This window comes from Paenarthrobacter sp. TYUT067, from assembly GCF_023656375.1.
In the GTDB taxonomy this organism is placed as follows: domain Bacteria; phylum Actinomycetota; class Actinomycetes; order Actinomycetales; family Micrococcaceae; genus Arthrobacter.
Map to the genome: position 1 here is coordinate 123,800 of NZ_JAMOIT010000015.1, position 16,109 is coordinate 139,908.

13 protein-coding genes are annotated in these 16,109 nt (G+C 63.2%); 9 read left to right on the top strand and 4 right to left on the bottom strand.

Annotation, left to right across the window (positions count from 1 at the left end; translation table 11 throughout):
* Positions 1–136: 136 nt before the first annotated feature.
* From MOD31_RS14760 to MOD31_RS14775, 4 genes are all read right to left on the bottom strand, one after another.
* The gene (locus MOD31_RS14760) at positions 137–1,315 is read right to left on the bottom strand and encodes an adenylate/guanylate cyclase domain-containing protein (protein ID WP_250820985.1); all 1,179 of its coding nucleotides are present in this window, start codon (positions 1,313–1,315) and stop codon (positions 137–139) included.
* Entirely contained in the window at positions 1,305–1,898 is a 594-nt protein-coding gene (locus tag MOD31_RS14765) for a PH domain-containing protein (protein WP_166841385.1), read from the bottom strand. Before MOD31_RS14765 ends, MOD31_RS14760 begins: the two co-directional genes overlap by 11 nt.
* Positions 1,891–2,856, bottom strand: a complete 966-nt coding sequence (locus MOD31_RS14770; protein ID WP_250820986.1) for a biotin--[acetyl-CoA-carboxylase] ligase — start codon at positions 2,854–2,856, stop codon at positions 1,891–1,893. Before MOD31_RS14770 ends, MOD31_RS14765 begins: the two co-directional genes overlap by 8 nt.
* 80 nt (positions 2,857–2,936) lie before the next feature.
* Entirely contained in the window at positions 2,937–3,827 is an 891-nt protein-coding gene (locus MOD31_RS14775) for an NAD(P)-dependent oxidoreductase (RefSeq protein WP_250820987.1), read from the bottom strand.
* Positions 3,828–4,044: 217 nt separating this feature from the next.
* Between MOD31_RS14775 and MOD31_RS14780 the strand changes: the two genes are divergently transcribed.
* The 9 genes from MOD31_RS14780 to MOD31_RS14820 all read left to right on the top strand — a co-directional run bounded on the left by MOD31_RS14780 (position 4,045) and on the right by MOD31_RS14820 (position 16,064).
* Complete coding sequence (locus MOD31_RS14780) at positions 4,045–5,628, top strand: acyl-CoA carboxylase subunit beta (protein WP_250820988.1); 1,584 nt, start codon at positions 4,045–4,047, stop codon at positions 5,626–5,628.
* Entirely contained in the window at positions 5,625–5,870 is a 246-nt protein-coding gene (locus MOD31_RS14785) for an acyl-CoA carboxylase epsilon subunit (RefSeq protein ID WP_166841389.1), read from the top strand. The genes MOD31_RS14780 and MOD31_RS14785 overlap by 4 nt, the downstream gene beginning before the upstream one ends.
* A 66-nt stretch (positions 5,871–5,936) precedes the next feature.
* A complete protein-coding gene (locus tag MOD31_RS14790) occupies positions 5,937–7,619 on the top strand; it encodes a DUF885 domain-containing protein (protein WP_250820989.1) in 1,683 nt (560 codons plus the stop codon).
* A 305-nt stretch (positions 7,620–7,924) separates the two neighbouring features.
* Positions 7,925–9,358, top strand: coding sequence for a dicarboxylate/amino acid:cation symporter (locus MOD31_RS14795; RefSeq protein ID WP_166841391.1), 1,434 nt, complete (start codon positions 7,925–7,927; stop codon positions 9,356–9,358).
* A gap of 92 nt (positions 9,359–9,450) precedes the next feature.
* Positions 9,451–9,909 (top strand): YbjQ family protein, encoded by a 459-nt coding sequence (locus tag MOD31_RS14800; protein WP_250820990.1) that lies wholly within the window; start codon positions 9,451–9,453, stop codon positions 9,907–9,909.
* Positions 9,910–10,044: 135 nt separating this feature from the next.
* Positions 10,045–10,770: a TetR/AcrR family transcriptional regulator gene (locus tag MOD31_RS14805; protein ID WP_238703457.1), complete on the top strand. Its 726-nt coding sequence runs from the start codon at positions 10,045–10,047 to the stop codon at positions 10,768–10,770.
* Position 10,771: 1 nt separating this feature from the next.
* On the top strand, positions 10,772–13,297 hold the full coding sequence (locus MOD31_RS14810; RefSeq protein WP_250820991.1) for an MMPL family transporter: 2,526 nt from the start codon (positions 10,772–10,774) through the stop codon (positions 13,295–13,297).
* 151 nt (positions 13,298–13,448) lie between these two features.
* Complete coding sequence (locus MOD31_RS14815) at positions 13,449–14,132, top strand: nucleoside triphosphate pyrophosphatase (protein ID WP_250820992.1); 684 nt, start codon at positions 13,449–13,451, stop codon at positions 14,130–14,132.
* Positions 14,133–14,192: 60 nt separating this feature from the next.
* On the top strand, positions 14,193–16,064 hold the full coding sequence (locus tag MOD31_RS14820) for a biotin carboxylase N-terminal domain-containing protein (RefSeq protein ID WP_250820993.1): 1,872 nt from the start codon (positions 14,193–14,195) through the stop codon (positions 16,062–16,064).
* Positions 16,065–16,109: the final 45 nt, after the last annotated feature.

Genomic DNA, 16,109 nt, shown 5'->3' on the forward strand with positions numbered 1-16,109 from the left:
TGAGAGAGCGATCGGCTGGAACCCGAGGGACGTGAGAGAGCGATCGGCTGGAACCCGCGGGACGTGAGAGAGCGTGCGGCTGGAACCCGAGGGACGTGAGAGAGCGTGCGGCCCAGAACGGCTGTCAGCAGCGCGCTTAGTCCAGCACCAGTCCCTTGCCCCGGCCGCGGGCCAGCATCACAGGATGGATCTCACCGAAACCGCGGACGTTCTCCGACTTCTGTGGAATCAGGACGAAGCGGTCATCCTGGCCCAAGGCGGCGGCCGTCATGGCGTCCACAAGGACCGTCCCGGGCTGCGCCAGCGTGGTGAGCCGTGCAGCAAGGTTGACTGTGGGTCCATAGATATCGCCAAGTCTGGAGAGAATCCGGCCCCAGACCATGGAGACGCGGCACTGTGGAAGGATCTCGTCCTCCGTGAACGCCTGGGCAAGGGCCAGGGAAATTTCGGCTCCCGCCGCGGGAGTCTCCGCGATGTACAGGACTTCGTCACCCACTGTTTTGACCAGTCGCCCGCCACCCACGGAGATAATTTCAGCGCATTTGTTTTCAAAACGCTGCACCAATTGAGCGAGCGTTTTCTCGTTCATACGCCGGGACAGGCTGGTGTAAGAGACAAGGTCAGCGAATCCTACGGCCCGGGCCAACGGCAACGGCGAATCGTCTTCGTCGCCCTCCCGCCCTTCCTCGCTGGCCTGGAGTCCGGCTTCGGCCCGAACGGCAAGGCGCTGGACGCCGGCGTTGAGTTGGCGGCGGTAGGAGTACACCAGGATCTCTTCGAGGGAGTCCACCAGCGCAGGCAGCTGCGCCACCAGTTGTTTGCGCGCCACGGCATCAGGGATTCCCTGCTCGGACACCATGTCCTCAACCAGCGCTTCGATCTGCCACACCACCATGCGGTCCGTCATTTGACCGATGGAGCGGGTCACGGAGATAGCGGCTTCTTCCGTCAGGAGGCCGGCCCGGACCAGATCCAGGATGCTGGACAAGGCAGCTTGGTCGCGTTCCGTGAACGCAACATCCTCGTCACCAAAGTTGGGGAACCCCAGCGCGCGCCAGATCTTCCGTGCGGACAGGATGGACACGCCCGCACCGGCAGCAACTTCACGACGCCGGAGCTTGCGTTCTCCGCCAAGGAGCTTCGCCTCGAGCGCCTTAATAGCCAGGCGCTCCGCGGACATCACACCAGTGGGTGGGCCGGTTGGTACCGACGCCGGAGCAGGCCCGGCCTCAGTGTCCTCGTCCACGGAAGGCTCCGGAACGGCGTCGAACTCCTGGTCCAGGTCCTCGCCGGACTGCTGATCCTCAACGCTCATCTCTTCCACCATCTCTGAACTCCCACGGCAATTCTTCAAAATCCCTCAGTACTTCACCCTCAAAAACCTCACCTTGCGGGAGTTCATCCATCGCGTCAAGAATGAAACCCCGGAACTTTCCCACTTCAGGAACGTCGTTCATCACGGCTATTCCGGAGTGCCCGGTATCCAAGGATATATTCCCCGAGTGCAATGTCCGTTGGAGCATGCTCTGGTGGACACCTACATTGCGGATGGCCATCAGCGATACCTGCCAGTCATTTCGCCTAAACATTCCATTCCGGGCAAGTACGCGCCTGCTCGTCAGGATGTATTTGACCGAACGCCACCGCAACACCCGCCTGAGGCTGTATGCGGCAAGGAACCACCCGGCGAGTACCACCACGGTACCCATAAGCCACGGTGTCCATTCCGCCGTGATGAAAGGCGCAAGGCGCTGCGGGTTTTCCCTGACGATCCAAGCACAAGCAAAACCTGCAGCTGCTGGAACCGCAATGAAGGCCAGCACCGGAAAGAAGAGTGAGCGGGCCTGTTGGCGTGTGATGGTAATGACCTGCTCCCCCGGGAGTAACTCTTTACGCATAACCGCTTTCTGTGGCGCGCAAGTGCACCACATCACCGGCTGTCACAACGTGTTCCCTGCCACCATGGTCCACCACCAGCAACGAGCCGTGCTCGTCCAGGCGCGAGGCATGCCCCACGAGCTCGTGATCCCCAGGCAAATGCGCGCGCACTTCGCGGCCCAACGTCACCATGGCCGACTCAACACGCTTGTGCAGGGATGGGCCACCCACCAAACCGGCGGCGGGGTCCCCTTCGGAATTGCAGAAGCTGCGGTAGAGCCGCGCGAACCGTGACAGGTAGCTTTTCAGCAGCGCGGTGCGGTCCGTCGTCGTGGCCCCCTCCAAAGCAAGCGAGGTTGCCGTGGGTACCGGAAGTTCTTCCTCGGCCAAGGACACATTGAGTCCCACGCCCAGAATCACAGCCGGAACGGAGCCATCACCCAGCGGAGTCATCTGCGCCAGAATGCCGGCCACTTTGCGCCCGTTGACCAGGACGTCGTTGGGCCACTTGATCTCAGCGGTGATGCCGGCTGTTTCCTGCAGGGCCTCACGCAGCGCAACAGCAGCAAGCAGCGAAAGCCAGGAATAGCTCTGCGTCGGGACCGGCATGCCCTCAGCCGTGACAGGCCGCAGCACCACGGAGACCGAAACCGCCGATCGCTCGGGTGATTCCCAGTGGCGGTCGAGCCGTCCACGCGCCGCTGTCTGGTGTTCGGCGGTCAAGACGGAAAGGTCAGCCCACTTTTTGGGCTCCACCGTCACAGCACGCACGAGGTCCTGGTTGGTGGAGCCCGTGGACTGGACAATGTCCAGACGCGAGATGCCCGTGGCCGACAGGAAGTCCGGCTGCAGCAGCGACTCACGGTTCAGAGCCTCACGATCCAACGGGGCACGCGACTGCCCGGACGGGACCTCTCCGGACGGAACCTCTCCAGACAAGGCCTGGGGTTCGCTGCTCTCTGGCTGTTCGGCATCCATAGCTGAATCCTATCCAGTTGCGAGGTCCCCGGAGGGTGGCTGCCCCGAAATGCGCCTGGGAATCCGCCCATGGAATCTACTCAGAGGAAGATGTCCGGCACCAAGCGGTCTTCGGGCGCGCCGAGGCTATAGGGAGTGAAGTCCTGCACTCCGGCTGCGCGCAGCACCTGCTCGTCGGTGTAGAAGTTCCCGCTAGATGCCGAACCCGTCAACACAGCATGGGCGGCATCAGCCATGATTTCCGGTCCGCGTGCCGCCTGCACGATCTGCTGGCCACCGGGCATATTCCGGATCGCGGCCGTGTCGATCAAGGTGCACGGCCAGAGCGAGTTGACCGAGACGCCGTCGTGCTTGAGCTCTTCGGCGAGACCCAGGGTGGTGAGGCTCATCCCGTACTTGGCCATGGTGTAGGCCAAATGCATCCCGGCCCATTTGGGATCCAGGTTCAAGGGTGGGGACAGGGTGAGGATGTGGCCGTGGCTTGATTCCCGCAGGGCGGGCAGCGCCAGCTTTGAGAGCAGGAACGTGCCGCGGACGTTGATGTCCTGCATGAGGTCGTAACGCTTCATGTCCACGGCGCCGGTGCGGGACAGGTCGATTGCGGAGGCGTTGTTCACCACTACGTCGATCCCCCCGAAACGCTCGACGGCGGCGGCGACTGCTGCGGCGACGTCGTCATCATTGCGGACGTCCCCCACAAGCGGCAGCGCCTGTCCGCCTGCTTCGGTCAGCTGTTGCGCGGCGGTAAAGACAGTGCCCTCAAGTTTGGGGTGGGGGTCGCCTGTTTTGGCCATGAGCACAATGTTGGCGCCGTCGCGGGCTGCACGGGTGGCGATGGCCAGGCCTATGCCGCGGCTGCCGCCGGACATGAGGATGGTCTTGCCCTTGAGCGAAGCAGTGGCCACGTAAGGGGTGGTGCGTTGCGTTTGACCCTCTGTGGAGGCGGAGGAAGCGCCGTTGCTTGAAGTCATGCAGACACTCTAGCCCAACTATGTTACTGACGGGTAACATAGTGATGGCTTTGGCTTGGACGCGGAAAATTGTAGGGTTTCTACAGCGGTTCGCGGCAAAGGCGTCACTAGACTGGCCTGCGGGGCCTGTTCTTTGTACGGAAGCTACTTAAGTCAGCTACTTATCCGGACCCGGGATTGCGCCAGCGAATATCAGCTACAGAGCCGGAGACACTTGATGAGCCACGATCTGACAACGACAGCGGGAAAGATTGCAGACTTCCGCGACCGCCAGGCCCGTGCAGAACAGCCTTCCGGCCCGGAAGCGATCGAAAAGCAGCATGCCCGCGGCAAGAACACCGCCCGCGAACGCATCGACCTCCTGGTTGACCCGGGATCCTTCGTCGAGTTCGACGCCCTCGCAGTGCACCGCTCCACTGCTTTCGGCATGGAAAAGAAGAAACCGCTTGGTGACGGCGTTGTTTCCGGTTACGGCACAGTGGACGGCCGCCTGATCGCCATCTACAGCCAGGACTTCAGTGTCTACGGCGGCTCGCTGAGCCAGGTCAACGGCGAAAAGATCGTCAAGGTCCAGGAGTTCGCCCTCCGGAACGGTTGCCCGGTTGTGGGTATTAACGACGGCGGCGGCGCGCGTATTCAGGAAGGCGTGGCCTCGTTGGCCATGTTCGCGGACATTTTCCGCAACAACGTCCATGCTTCCGGCGTGGTCCCCCAGATCTCCCTCATCATGGGCCCGTGCGCCGGCGGTGCCGCCTACTCCCCCGCCCTGACCGACTATGTGGTCATGGTGGACAAGACGTCCCACATGTTCATCACCGGACCGGACGTCATCAAGACCGTTACGGGCGAAGACGTGGACATGGAAACCCTCGGTGGCGCCCGGCAGCACAATGCCACCACCGGCACCTCCACCTACCTCGCGTCCGATGAAGCTGACGCCATTGAGTTCGTCCGCGAGCTCCTGGACTTCCTCCCCTCCAACAACCTGTCTGAGGCCCCCGTGGTGGAACACGACCAGGAACTGGAACTCAACGACGACGACCTCTCGCTTGACGGCCTGATTCCCGATTCCGCCAACCAGCCGTACGACATGCGCAAGGTCATCGAGCAGATCGTGGACGACGCTCACTTCCTCGAAATGCAGTCCCTGTACGCCCCCAACGTGATGATCGGCTATGGCCGCGTTGAGGGACATACCGTGGGTATCGTGGCCAACCAGCCCATGCAATTCGCGGGAACGCTGGACATCTCCGCCTCCGAGAAAGCCGCCCGCTTCGTTCGCCACTGCGACGCCTTCAACGTTCCGATCATCACGCTGGTTGACGTTCCCGGCTTCCTGCCCGGCAAGGACCAGGAATTCCAGGGCATCATTCGCCGCGGCGCCAAGCTCCTCTACGCCTACGCCGAAGCGACGGTCCCCAAGCTCACGGTCATCACCCGCAAGGCCTACGGTGGCGCGTACATCGTGATGGGCTCCAAGAAGCTCGGAGCCGACCTCAACCTGGCATGGCCCACCGCCCAGATTGGCGTCATGGGCGCCCAGGGTGCAGTGAATATCCTTTACCGTCGCGATCTCGCAGCGGTGGCCGAAGCCGGCGGTGACGTCGAAGCCAAGCGCGCGGAGATCATCCAGGGGTACGAGGAAGAACTCCTCAACCCATACCAGGCAGCCGAGCTGGGTTATGTTGACGCTGTCATTGCTCCGTCGGATACGCGCCTGCAGATCATCCGCGGGCTCCGCGCCCTCCGCGACAAGCGCGCGAGCCTGCCCACCAAGAAGCATGGGAACATCCCGCTGTGAGCGCGCCTAAGCACCGCGCCGATCCTGCGCCTGACCAGGAACCGGCCACTCCCCTGTTCTCGGTGGTCAAGGGCGAACCGACAGCCGAAGAGCTCGCGGCGCTTGCCGCCGTCGTGGTTTCCCTCGGCGGCCAGCAGGAAGCGGCGCCGTCCAAGCCGAACGTCCGGCACTGGGTGCGCCGCCAGCAACTGCGCCTAGACCCCACGCCGGGTCCTGGTGCTTGGAAGCGCAGCCGGGGCTAGTTCTCCGCGCTGTAGAAAAGTTCAACAACCCTTTCACGTACACGGAAGCGCGGATAGGCTCTGTGGGTGACTACTGCAAACACCCCCGTACGCCCCAAGTCCGCCATCGATGCCGTCGCTGACGCGTACACAGAAAAGCTGATCGAACTGAACCCCAGCTTCGCCACCACTCTGGGCTTGCCGGGACACGAAACCGAGTATCAGGACTACTCCCCTGCCGGTCTTGCGTCCCACGCACAGGCAACCAGATTGGCCTTGGACGCCCTGGCAGGCCTCGAGCCTTCCGATGACGTGGACGCCGTCACCTTGGACGCCATGCGCGAGCGCCTCGGCTTGGAACTGGAGATCCACGAGTCCGGCTGGGATGCGGCCGACCTGAACAACATCGCCTCCCCGGCGCAGGACATCCGCGCCATCTTCGACCTCATGCCCACGGACACGGTTGAACACTGGGAGCACATTGCAGGCCGTGCTGCCAACGTTCCGGGCGCGATTGAGGGCTACATGGTGTCACTTCGATCGGCTGCTGAGGCCGGCAAAGTAGCCGCCGCGCGCCAGGTGCAGATCGTCATCGAGCAGACCAGCCGGTACGCCGCTGAGGATGGCTTCTTCGCCAAAATGGCTGCCACCGCTGCCGCAGGGGGCACGCCGCTGCCCGCGGACGTTCAATCAAAGCTCGACGCCGGGACTGCGGCTGCGCGTTCTGCGTACAGCGCCTTGGGCGACTTCCTTAGGGACGAACTCCTCCCCGCGGCCCCGGAAAAGGATGCGGTGGGCCGCGAGCGGTACGCCTTGGCCTCCCGCTCCTTTGTTGGCGCGGAAGTCGATTTGGAAGAGACGTACGCTTGGGGCGTCCGGGAGCTCGAGAGGCTTATTGGCGAGCAGGAAAAGGTCGCGGCGCAGATCAAGCCCGGCGCATCCATCGAAGAAGCCAAGGCCATCCTGAACAGCGACCCTGCCCGCCAGATCAAGGGCACCGACGCCTTGAAAGCCTGGATGCAGGAACTCTCCGATCGAGCGGTGTCCGAGCTGGCCGACGTCCACTTCGACATCCCGGACGTCATGCGGACCCTCGAATGCATGATTGCCCCTACCGACGAAGGCGGCATCTACTACACCGGCCCTTCCGACGATTTCTCCAGGCCCGGACGCATGTGGTGGTCCGTGCCCGCCGGCGAAGACACCTTCACCACATGGTCCGAAACCACCACCGTGTTCCATGAAGGAGTCCCCGGGCACCACCTCCAGGTAGCCACAGCCACTTACCGCCGCGAACTCCTGAACAACTGGAGGCGCAACGTCTGCTGGGTTTCCGGCCACGGCGAAGGCTGGGCACTTTACGCCGAGCAACTCATGCTGGAACTCGGATACCTGAAAGATCCGGGCGATCACATGGGCATGCTCGATGGTCAGCGGATGCGGGCAGCACGCGTGGTTTTCGACATCGGTGTGCACCTGGAACTCCCCGTTCCCGAGCGCTGGGGCAGCGGAACCTGGACCCCTGAAAAGGGCTTCGACTTCCTCAAAGCCAACCTCGACATCAGCGAAGGGCAGCTCCAGTTCGAGTTCACCCGATACCTCGGCTGGCCCGGACAAGCGCCGTCCTACAAGGTGGGGCAGCGTTTGTGGGAACAGATCCGCGCTGAGCTTGAATCCCGGGAAGGCTTTGACCTGAAGTCGTTCCACAGCAAGGCGCTGAACATAGGTTCGGTTGGGTTGGACGTGCTTCGCCGGGCGCTGCTGGGCTGAGTTGCCAGGTCCGCCCTGAGGCCGGACATCCTCGGTGTGCTGCTCCTTCGGCGCCAGGAGCGCACCCTTTCCCCCGTTGCGCACAAGAGGTTACGGGTGCGATCGGCGGAAAGGGGTGCACCATCGGGTGAAAGGATCGCAGCGCACTCGGAGATCATCGCCACACCGTTTCCGGGAATAACTTCACAAAAGCCCGCGCCGGGCCCGCGAATTAGCGGTTCACGATGGAGGGCAGCAGAGGGGTGGACGTAACATTTCTCAACGTTCGTTCGCTATGTTATTTGCGATGCACCTAACGTGTTCCGGTGAGCACCTCAACCAACACTTCACCAGCAGCTGGCAAGTCCGGCTTCCGGCTCCCCAAATGGGCCGGATCCTTCGGCGTCCAGATCATCGCAGCCCTCATCGTCGGCCTGGTCCTCGGCCTCATCGCCAAGTACACGGGCAGCACCAAGACTGCGCCCAACGGCCTCGGCGCGACGCTGCAGACGATCGGCTCCAGCTACGTCTCGTTGCTGCAAACCGCCGTCGTTCCTTTGATTTTTACCGCCGTGGTCAGCTCCATCGCCAACCTGCGTCAGGTGTCCAACGCAGCGCGCCTGGCATGGAACACTCTGCTCTGGTTCGCTATCACGTCGCTGGTCTCGGTGCTGATCGGCATCGGCTTGGGTGTACTCCTGCAGCCGGGCGCGGCCACCGGCATCACCGAAGAAGCTAAGTACGCTGGCAAGACCGGCGACTGGTGGGCGTTCCTGATTGGCTTGTTCCCCAAGAACTTCCTGGGTCTCGGAGCCAGCTCCACCGTCACCGAAAGTGCCAACGCCGCAACCACAGTCAGCACTGCCGTCAACTTCAACGTGTTGCAGATTTTGGTTATCGCGATCGCGGTCGGCGTTGCCGCACTCAAGGTTGGCAAGCAGGCCGAAGCTTTCCTGACATTCAACGCTTCCGCACTGGCAGTCATTCAAAAGGTCCTCTGGTGGATCATCCGCCTGGCCCCGCTGGGCACCATAGGCCTGATCGGTAACGCTGTAGCCATCTACGGCTGGGACACCATCGGATCCCTGGGCAAGTTCACGGCCGCCATCTACATCGGCCTGGCGTTGGTGCTCTTCGTGCTCTACCCCATCTTGGTACGCATTCACGGGCTGTCCATCAAGCAGTACTTCTCCGGTGTTTGGCCGGCCGTGCAGCTGGCGTTTGTGTCCCGTTCCTCCATCGGCACGCTGCCGCTGACGCAGCGCGTCACTGAGCGGAACCTGGGCGTCCCCTCCGGCTACGCTTCCTTCGCAGTGCCGCTGGGCGCCACCACCAAGATGGACGGCTGCGCAGCAATTTATCCGGCCATCGCGGCGATCTTCGTGGCACAGTTCTTCGGCATCAACCTGGACTTCAGCCAGTACCTGCTGATCGTGCTGGTCTCGGTCCTCGGTTCCGCTGCCACTGCAGGTACCACCGGCGCCGTCGTGATGCTCACACTGACCCTGTCCACGCTGGGACTGCCGCTTGCCGGCGTCGGCCTGCTGTTGGCGATCGACCCCATCCTGGACATGGGCCGCACTGCAGTCAACGTGGCGGGCCAAGCGCTCGTCCCGGCCATCGTGGCCAAGCGTCAGGGAATCCTGGACGAGACCCTCTACAACGCACCCCGCAACGGTGCCGCGTTCGCTGATGAGTTTGCAGCCGACAAGGCAGCAGCAGAAAGCAACGAGCGCGAACTGGCTGATTCAAAAGCCTGAGGCGCGCCCTTGTGAACCGACGCGAATCCCCCGGGGAGTTCTCCCCGGGGGATTTCCCTGATTAAGGGGCCATGTCTGGATAGGCTCTGACCATGTTGATCGTCACCTCCAACGAAATCCCGGGTCACCGGATCGACGCCGTCTTCGGCGAAGTCATGGGCCTCACTGTCCGTTCGCGCGATATCGGCTCACAGATGCTGGCCGGCTTTCGCTCCCTGGGCGGCGGAGAGCTGCCCGAAATGACCAAGGCACTGTACGAAAGCCGTCAGGAAGTCATGGCACGCATGGTCAATGAAGCGCAGCAGCGTGGAGCGAACGCCATTGTGGCCATGCGGTTCGACACCTCGGAAATGGGCACCAACTGGACCGAAGTGTGCGCCTACGGCACTGCCGTGTACGTCCTGCCGCTGGGTGAGGGCGAGCCTGGAGCGACGGGACAGTCGGTCTACCTAACCAAGACGGCTGCTCAGCAGCCGGCCCAACCGCAGCGCCCCGAACAGCCGCAGCAGTTCACCCCACCCACTCCCCCGGCCCAGCCTCACCAGTTCTAATCTGAGGTTCCACGTCCCGCTCTGGTTCGCCACCCCGCCCTCCGCAGGCGAGGGCGACGAACCGGGGCGGGACTTTTCTTTGCCCATTTCCGGCTCAAATTGCGCAGAGTGCAAACTTGCACTTAGTGTAAGTATGTGACCCAAACCAATAGCCAGGAAGCGATTGCGGAGTCGCCCAACACTGCTGAGCAATCGACGCCCTCACGGCGCGAACTCAACAAGGCGGCCACCCGCAGCTCCATTGCGTCCGCAGCCCTGGACCTTTTGCGCAGCAACGGGCCCGGCAACTTCACAGTGGAGGACATCGCCGCCAGCGCAGGTGTCTCGCGGCGAACTTTCTTCAACTACTTCCCCAGCCTCGAAGCAGCACTGGCCTCCGTAGCCGATGGCTTCATGGACCACGCACTGGAGCAGTTCCGGCTGCGCCCTGCAGAGGAGTCGATCCTCGAATCCGCCCAGGCAGCCCTCATGGCGCTGGCCGATCCAATGTCCGTGGCGCCCATGGCCGAACTGTTCAGTCTGACCCAGGACAACCGACAGCTTGCACGCTCCGAGCTTGAAGCCTGGGAGCATTGCACAGCGCAGATCATTGACGCCGCCCGCGGCAGGCTCGGCGCCGGGATCAGTGAACTCTACCTTCACGCCCTGGCGGGATCCGTCATCTCCTGCGGCAAAGCAGCCATGACCGTCTGGTTCATCGAACGCGGACCCGACCTCTCACAGGAATCCCTGGCGGTCCTTCGCCAGCACCTCATCGATGCGATGGGTCTTCTCGGTGCCGGCTTCGCGCCGCCGTCGAACGCTTTCTCCACCGTCACTACGGCTCCCCCTTCCGTTCCAACCACCAAAGATCGGTTCTGACATGGCCTCGTTCCTCTACCGCCTCGGCAAGTTTTCGTATCGCCGCCGCTGGCTCGTCATCTCCATTTGGCTGGCCGTCATGGTAGCTGTAGGCGGCTCGGCCGCAGCATTCCACGGCACCATGTCCAACAACTTCACCATCCCGGGCACCGAAACCCAGCAGATGGCGGACAAGCTCAAGGAAGCCCTGCCTGAATCATCGGGCGGCTCGGCCAGCGTGGTGTTCGACGCCGGAGATGCCGGTTTCGACCAAGCCAAGAAGGACGCGGTTGCAGCCGCGCTCACCAAACTGGAAGCCATGCCTGACGTGCAGGGGACGGTCAACCCGTTCACCACCCAGGAGCAACTGGACAAGTCCGCAGGCGAGATCGCCGCCGGCGAGGCCAAAGCCGCAGAAGGCAAGGCCCAGCTGGACGCCGCCCGTGCGCAGTTGGAAGCGGGCGAGGCGCAACTCACCGGGGTTGAACAGCAGCTCGCTGCATCAGGCCTCACCCCCGCCCAGATTGACGCCCAACTGGCGCCGCAGCGCGCTGAACTTGCTGCCACCAAGGAAAGGCTCGACGCCGGAGCGAAGGAGGCTGCCGACGGCGCCGCCACGCTGGCGCTCGGCAAGCGACAGCTCGAAGCATCCCAGGGGCTCCGCTTTGTTTCCAGCGACAACAAAGCCGCAGTAGCGCAAGTCCAGTTCAAGACCTCCATCAATGCCGTTGACCCGGCTGTCCGCGAGGAAGTCCAGGAGATCGTCCACGGGGTCTCCTCGGCCGGCGTCACTGCCTACGCCAGTAAGGAAATCACCGAGGACGTCTCGGAGATCTTCGGCATCGCTGAAATTGTGGGCGTCGCAGTCGCAGCTCTAGTCCTGATACTCATGCTCGGCACCTTGATCGCTGCCGGACTGCCGCTGGTAATGGCCCTCATCGGTGTTGCTGTGGGTGTTGGCGGTACGTTCGCCCTTACCAGCGTGATCGACATGAGCTCCATCTCGCCCATGCTGGCCCTGATGCTCGGACTTGCGGTGGGTATTGATTACTCCCTGTTCATCGTCAACCGCCACCGGACACAGCTTCTGGCCGGCATGGACGCCGAAGAATCCGCAGCACTGGCCACCGGCACCTCGGGCAACGCCGTGCTGTTTGCCGGTCTGACAGTCATCATCGCCCTGGCTGCCCTCGTAGTTCCGGGTCTTCCGTTCCTGGCCGTCATGGGTGTGGCAGCCGCAGCGACAGTGGGTGTCGCCGTCGTCGTCGCCTTGACCCTGACGCCCGCGGTCCTGGCGCTGATCGGCCCAAGGCTCATCTCCAAGCGCGCTTGGGCCAAGGCCGCCAAGCACAACGCCGAACCCGGGCACGAAGCTGCCGATCGCGAACGCGAGGAGAAGCGCAGCAGCGGCGGCTGGGGCGGTATGGTCACCCGTCATCCGTGGGTTGCACTGGTGGCAAGCATCGCCCTGCTGGGCGCTTTGGCTCTCCCGGCTTCACAGTTGCGACTGGCACTTCCCGACGGCGGCTCGGAGCCGGTGGATTCGCAAGCCTTCAAGGCCTACGACCTCACGCGCAGCAGCTTCGGCGAAGGTGTGACGGGACCGATCATCGTGGTAGGCGAATTCCCTGAGGGCCTCAGCGAGAATGACGCCAAGAACAAGCAGTTCGACGTCGCGGACGAGCTTCGTAGTGTTGAGAATGTGGTGGCAGCCGTGCCGGTGGCGCTGAGCGAGGACCGCCGCACCACCGTCTTCCAGGTCATTCCCAAAGAAGGCCCGGCCAGCGCCGGCACCGTGCAGGTGGTGTCCGATCTCCGTGCCAAGGGAACCGCGATCAGCGAAGACCTTGATGTGCAGATCGGCCTGACCGGTCAGACGGCAGGCAACATCGATGTTTCCAACAAGCTGGGCGCCGCTTTGCCGCCCTACTTGGCGATTGTGGTGGGACTCTCCCTGCTGCTGTTGCTGTTGGTCTTCCGCTCGATCGTGGTGCCGTTGCTGGCTACCGGTGGATTCCTGCTCTCGCTTGCCGCAGCGTTCGGTGCCGTGGTTGCCGTCTACCAGTGGGGCTGGCTGGGAGGCATCTTTGACGTCGCCAATCCCGGCGCTGTCTTGAGCTTCCTGCCCATTATCCTGATCGGCGTGCTGTTCGGACTCGCCATGGACTACCAGGTGTTCATCACCTCCGGCATGCGGGAATCGTTCATGCACGGCGAATCTGCCAAGCATGCCGTCCGCTCCGGGTTCAGTCACGCCGCAGCTGTGGTCACCGCGGCCGCGATCATCATGGTGAGCGTATTCTCCGGCTTCATCTTCAGCCACCTCACCATGGTCCGGCCGCTTGGCTTCGCCATGGCATTCGGTGTGCTGATCGACGCCTTCGTAGTGCGCATGACCATCGTCCCCGCCGTCATGTACCTCCTGGGCGAGAAGGCCTGGTGGCTGCCCAAGTGGTTGGAGCGCATCCTCCCGGACGTGGATGTTGAAGGCGCCAAGCTGGAGCGGAGCGACCGTTCAAAGGCCGGCTCCGAGGAACTGGTCCACTAACGCTCACTCACATAACAACCAACAATCACGATCGCTCTCTCACTTGCTTGAGGCAAGTGAGAGAGCGATCGGCTTAAGGGCGCGGGATGTGAGAGAGCGATCGGCTTAAGGGCGCGGGATGTGAGAGACGGTTGGTATTAGGCTGGGGACCGTGACCCGATTGATTCTCGCCTCCCAGTCCCCTGCCCGCACCAAGCTGCTCACCGAGGCCGGGATCCGGCACGACGTCCTGGTCTCGGACGTGGACGAGGACGCGGTCCAGGCGAAATACGGCGTGACCGATGCCCACGACACCGCCCTGCTCCTGGCCCGCGCCAAGGCAGAGGCTGTTGCTTCCCTGTCCGAAGCTGAGGGCGCGCTGGTGATCGGTTGCGACTCCGTCTTCGAGTTCGACGGCGAGTCCCATGGCAAGCCCTACACGGCGGAGGTGGCGCGGGAGCGAATGCTTCGTATGAGCGGCTCGCAGGGGGTGCTTCACACGGGACACTGGTTGGTTGACTGCCGGGACACCGCCGCTGATGCGGACGACGACGAGGTAGCGGACGGTTCAGACGCCGGAACTCCGGAAGGCACCGGAGCCACTGTTGGTGCTGTATCCAGCGCCGAGGTCCACTTCGCCGAAATGAGCACCAGCGACATCGACGCCTACATCGCCACCGGCGAACCCCTTCACTGCGCCGGCTCCTTCACCATCGACGGCTTGGGCGGGGCCTTCATCCGTAAGGTGGACGGCGACCCGCACGCCGTCGTCGGGCTTTCCATCTCTACTCTCAGGGACCTGCTGGTCCACGCAAACGTGGGCATCACGGAGCTGTGGGACACGAACCAGCAATAGAAGCGATTTGTAGCAACCCTACAAAGGAACATCGCCTCACACACGGAATCCCCCATCAATATGGGCGGAACCCTCACAATCGCGCTAGGCTCCTCAAGGACAGAAGGAGTCAACAACTTGTCAGCTAACCCGGCGCAGCCCATTTCCAGCCCTCTTACCAAGGTCTTGATTGCCAACCGCGGCGAAATCGCGGTCCGCATCATCCGAGCCGCCCGGGACGAAGGTATTGCCTCCGTAGCCGTTTACGCAGACCCTGACCGTGATGCCCTCCACGTCCGCCTTGCCGACGAAGCCTATGCGCTGGGCGGCAACACGGCGGCCGAGTCGTACTTGGTGATGGACAAGATCATCGACGTCGCCAAGCAGTCAGGCGCCGACGGCATCCACCCCGGCTACGGGTTCCTTGCCGAGAACGCCGAGTTCGCGGCCAAGGTCATTGACGCCGGCATCACCTGGATCGGCCCCTCTCCGGAAGCCATCTCCGCTTTGGGTGACAAGGTGCAGGCCCGTCACATCGCCGAGAAAGTGGGCGCTCCCCTGGTCCCCGGCACGGCTGACCCTGTGGAGTCTGCTGACGAAATCCTGAAGTTTGCTGAAGAATTCGGCCTTCCAATCGCCATTAAAGCCGCTTTCGGCGGCGGAGGCCGCGGCATCAAAGTCGCCCGCACTATGGAAGAAATCCCGGAGCTGTACGAATCCGCAGTCCGCGAAGCCGTCGCAGCTTTCGGCCGCGGCGAATGCTTCATCGAGCGGTTCCTTGACGCCCCGCGCCACGTGGAAACACAGTGCCTGGCCGATGCTTTCGGCAACGTGGTAGTTGTTTCCACCCGCGACTGCTCGCTGCAGCGCCGCAACCAGAAGCTTGTTGAGGAAGCCCCCGCTCCGTACCTCAGCGAAGAGCAGAACAAGCGTCTCTACGAGTCCTCCAAGGCCATCCTGAAGGAAGCCAACTACCTCGGTGCCGGCACCTGTGAGTTCCTGGTGGGCCAGGACGGCACCATTTCCTTCCTCGAGGTCAACACCCGCCTCCAGGTGGAGCACTGCGTGTCCGAGGAAGTCACGGGCATCGACCTCGTCCGCGAGCAGTTCCGCATTGCACGCGGCGAAGCACTTGGCTATGACGACCCCGAGGTCCGCGGCCACTCCTTCGAGTTCCGCATCACCGGCGAGGACCCGGGCCGCAACTTCATGCCCGCCCCCGGTACCATCACCACGCTGAAGAACCCCACGGGACCCGGCGTCCGGATCGACTCCGGCGTGGAGCAGGGCGACGTCATCAGCGGCAACTTCGACTCCATGCTTTCCAAGCTGATCATCACCGGAGCCACCCGCGAACAAGCGCTTCAGCGTTCACGCCGGGCCTTGGAGGAGATGGTGGTTGAGGGTATCCCCACTGTCATCCCGTTCGACCTCGCAGTGGTCACCGATCCCGATTTCGCTCCGGCGGAAGGCCCGTTCACAGTCCACACCCGCTGGATCGAGACCGAGTTCGTCAACAGCATCCCGGCGTGGTCGGCCAACGTAGCCGGCGCTGAGACGCCCGACGCCGGTGAGCGCCAGCGCGTGGTGGTCGAGGTTGGCGGCAAGCGCCTTGAGGTGGTCCTGCCATCCGGCCTGGGCGGCGGGGTGGCTGCTGTTGCCAGCGGTTCCGGCGCAAAGTCAGGTAAGTCCAAGAAGCGCTCCCGTTCGGCTGGCGCCACGGCTGCAGCCGCTGGCGGCAACGCACTGACCTCCCCCATGCAGGGCACCATCGTGAAGGTGGCAGCCTCGGACGGTGACGTTGTGGCCGAGGGCGACCTGATCGTGGTCCTCGAAGCCATGAAAATGGAGCAGCCGCTCACAGCCCACAAGGCCGGTACAGTACGTGGCCTCTCCGCCACCGCTGGTGAGACCGTTGCCGCCGGCGCGGTCATCGCCACCATCGAGGACTAACGCCAAGCACCTCTTAACGACGTCGGCCCCGCACCAAACGGTGCG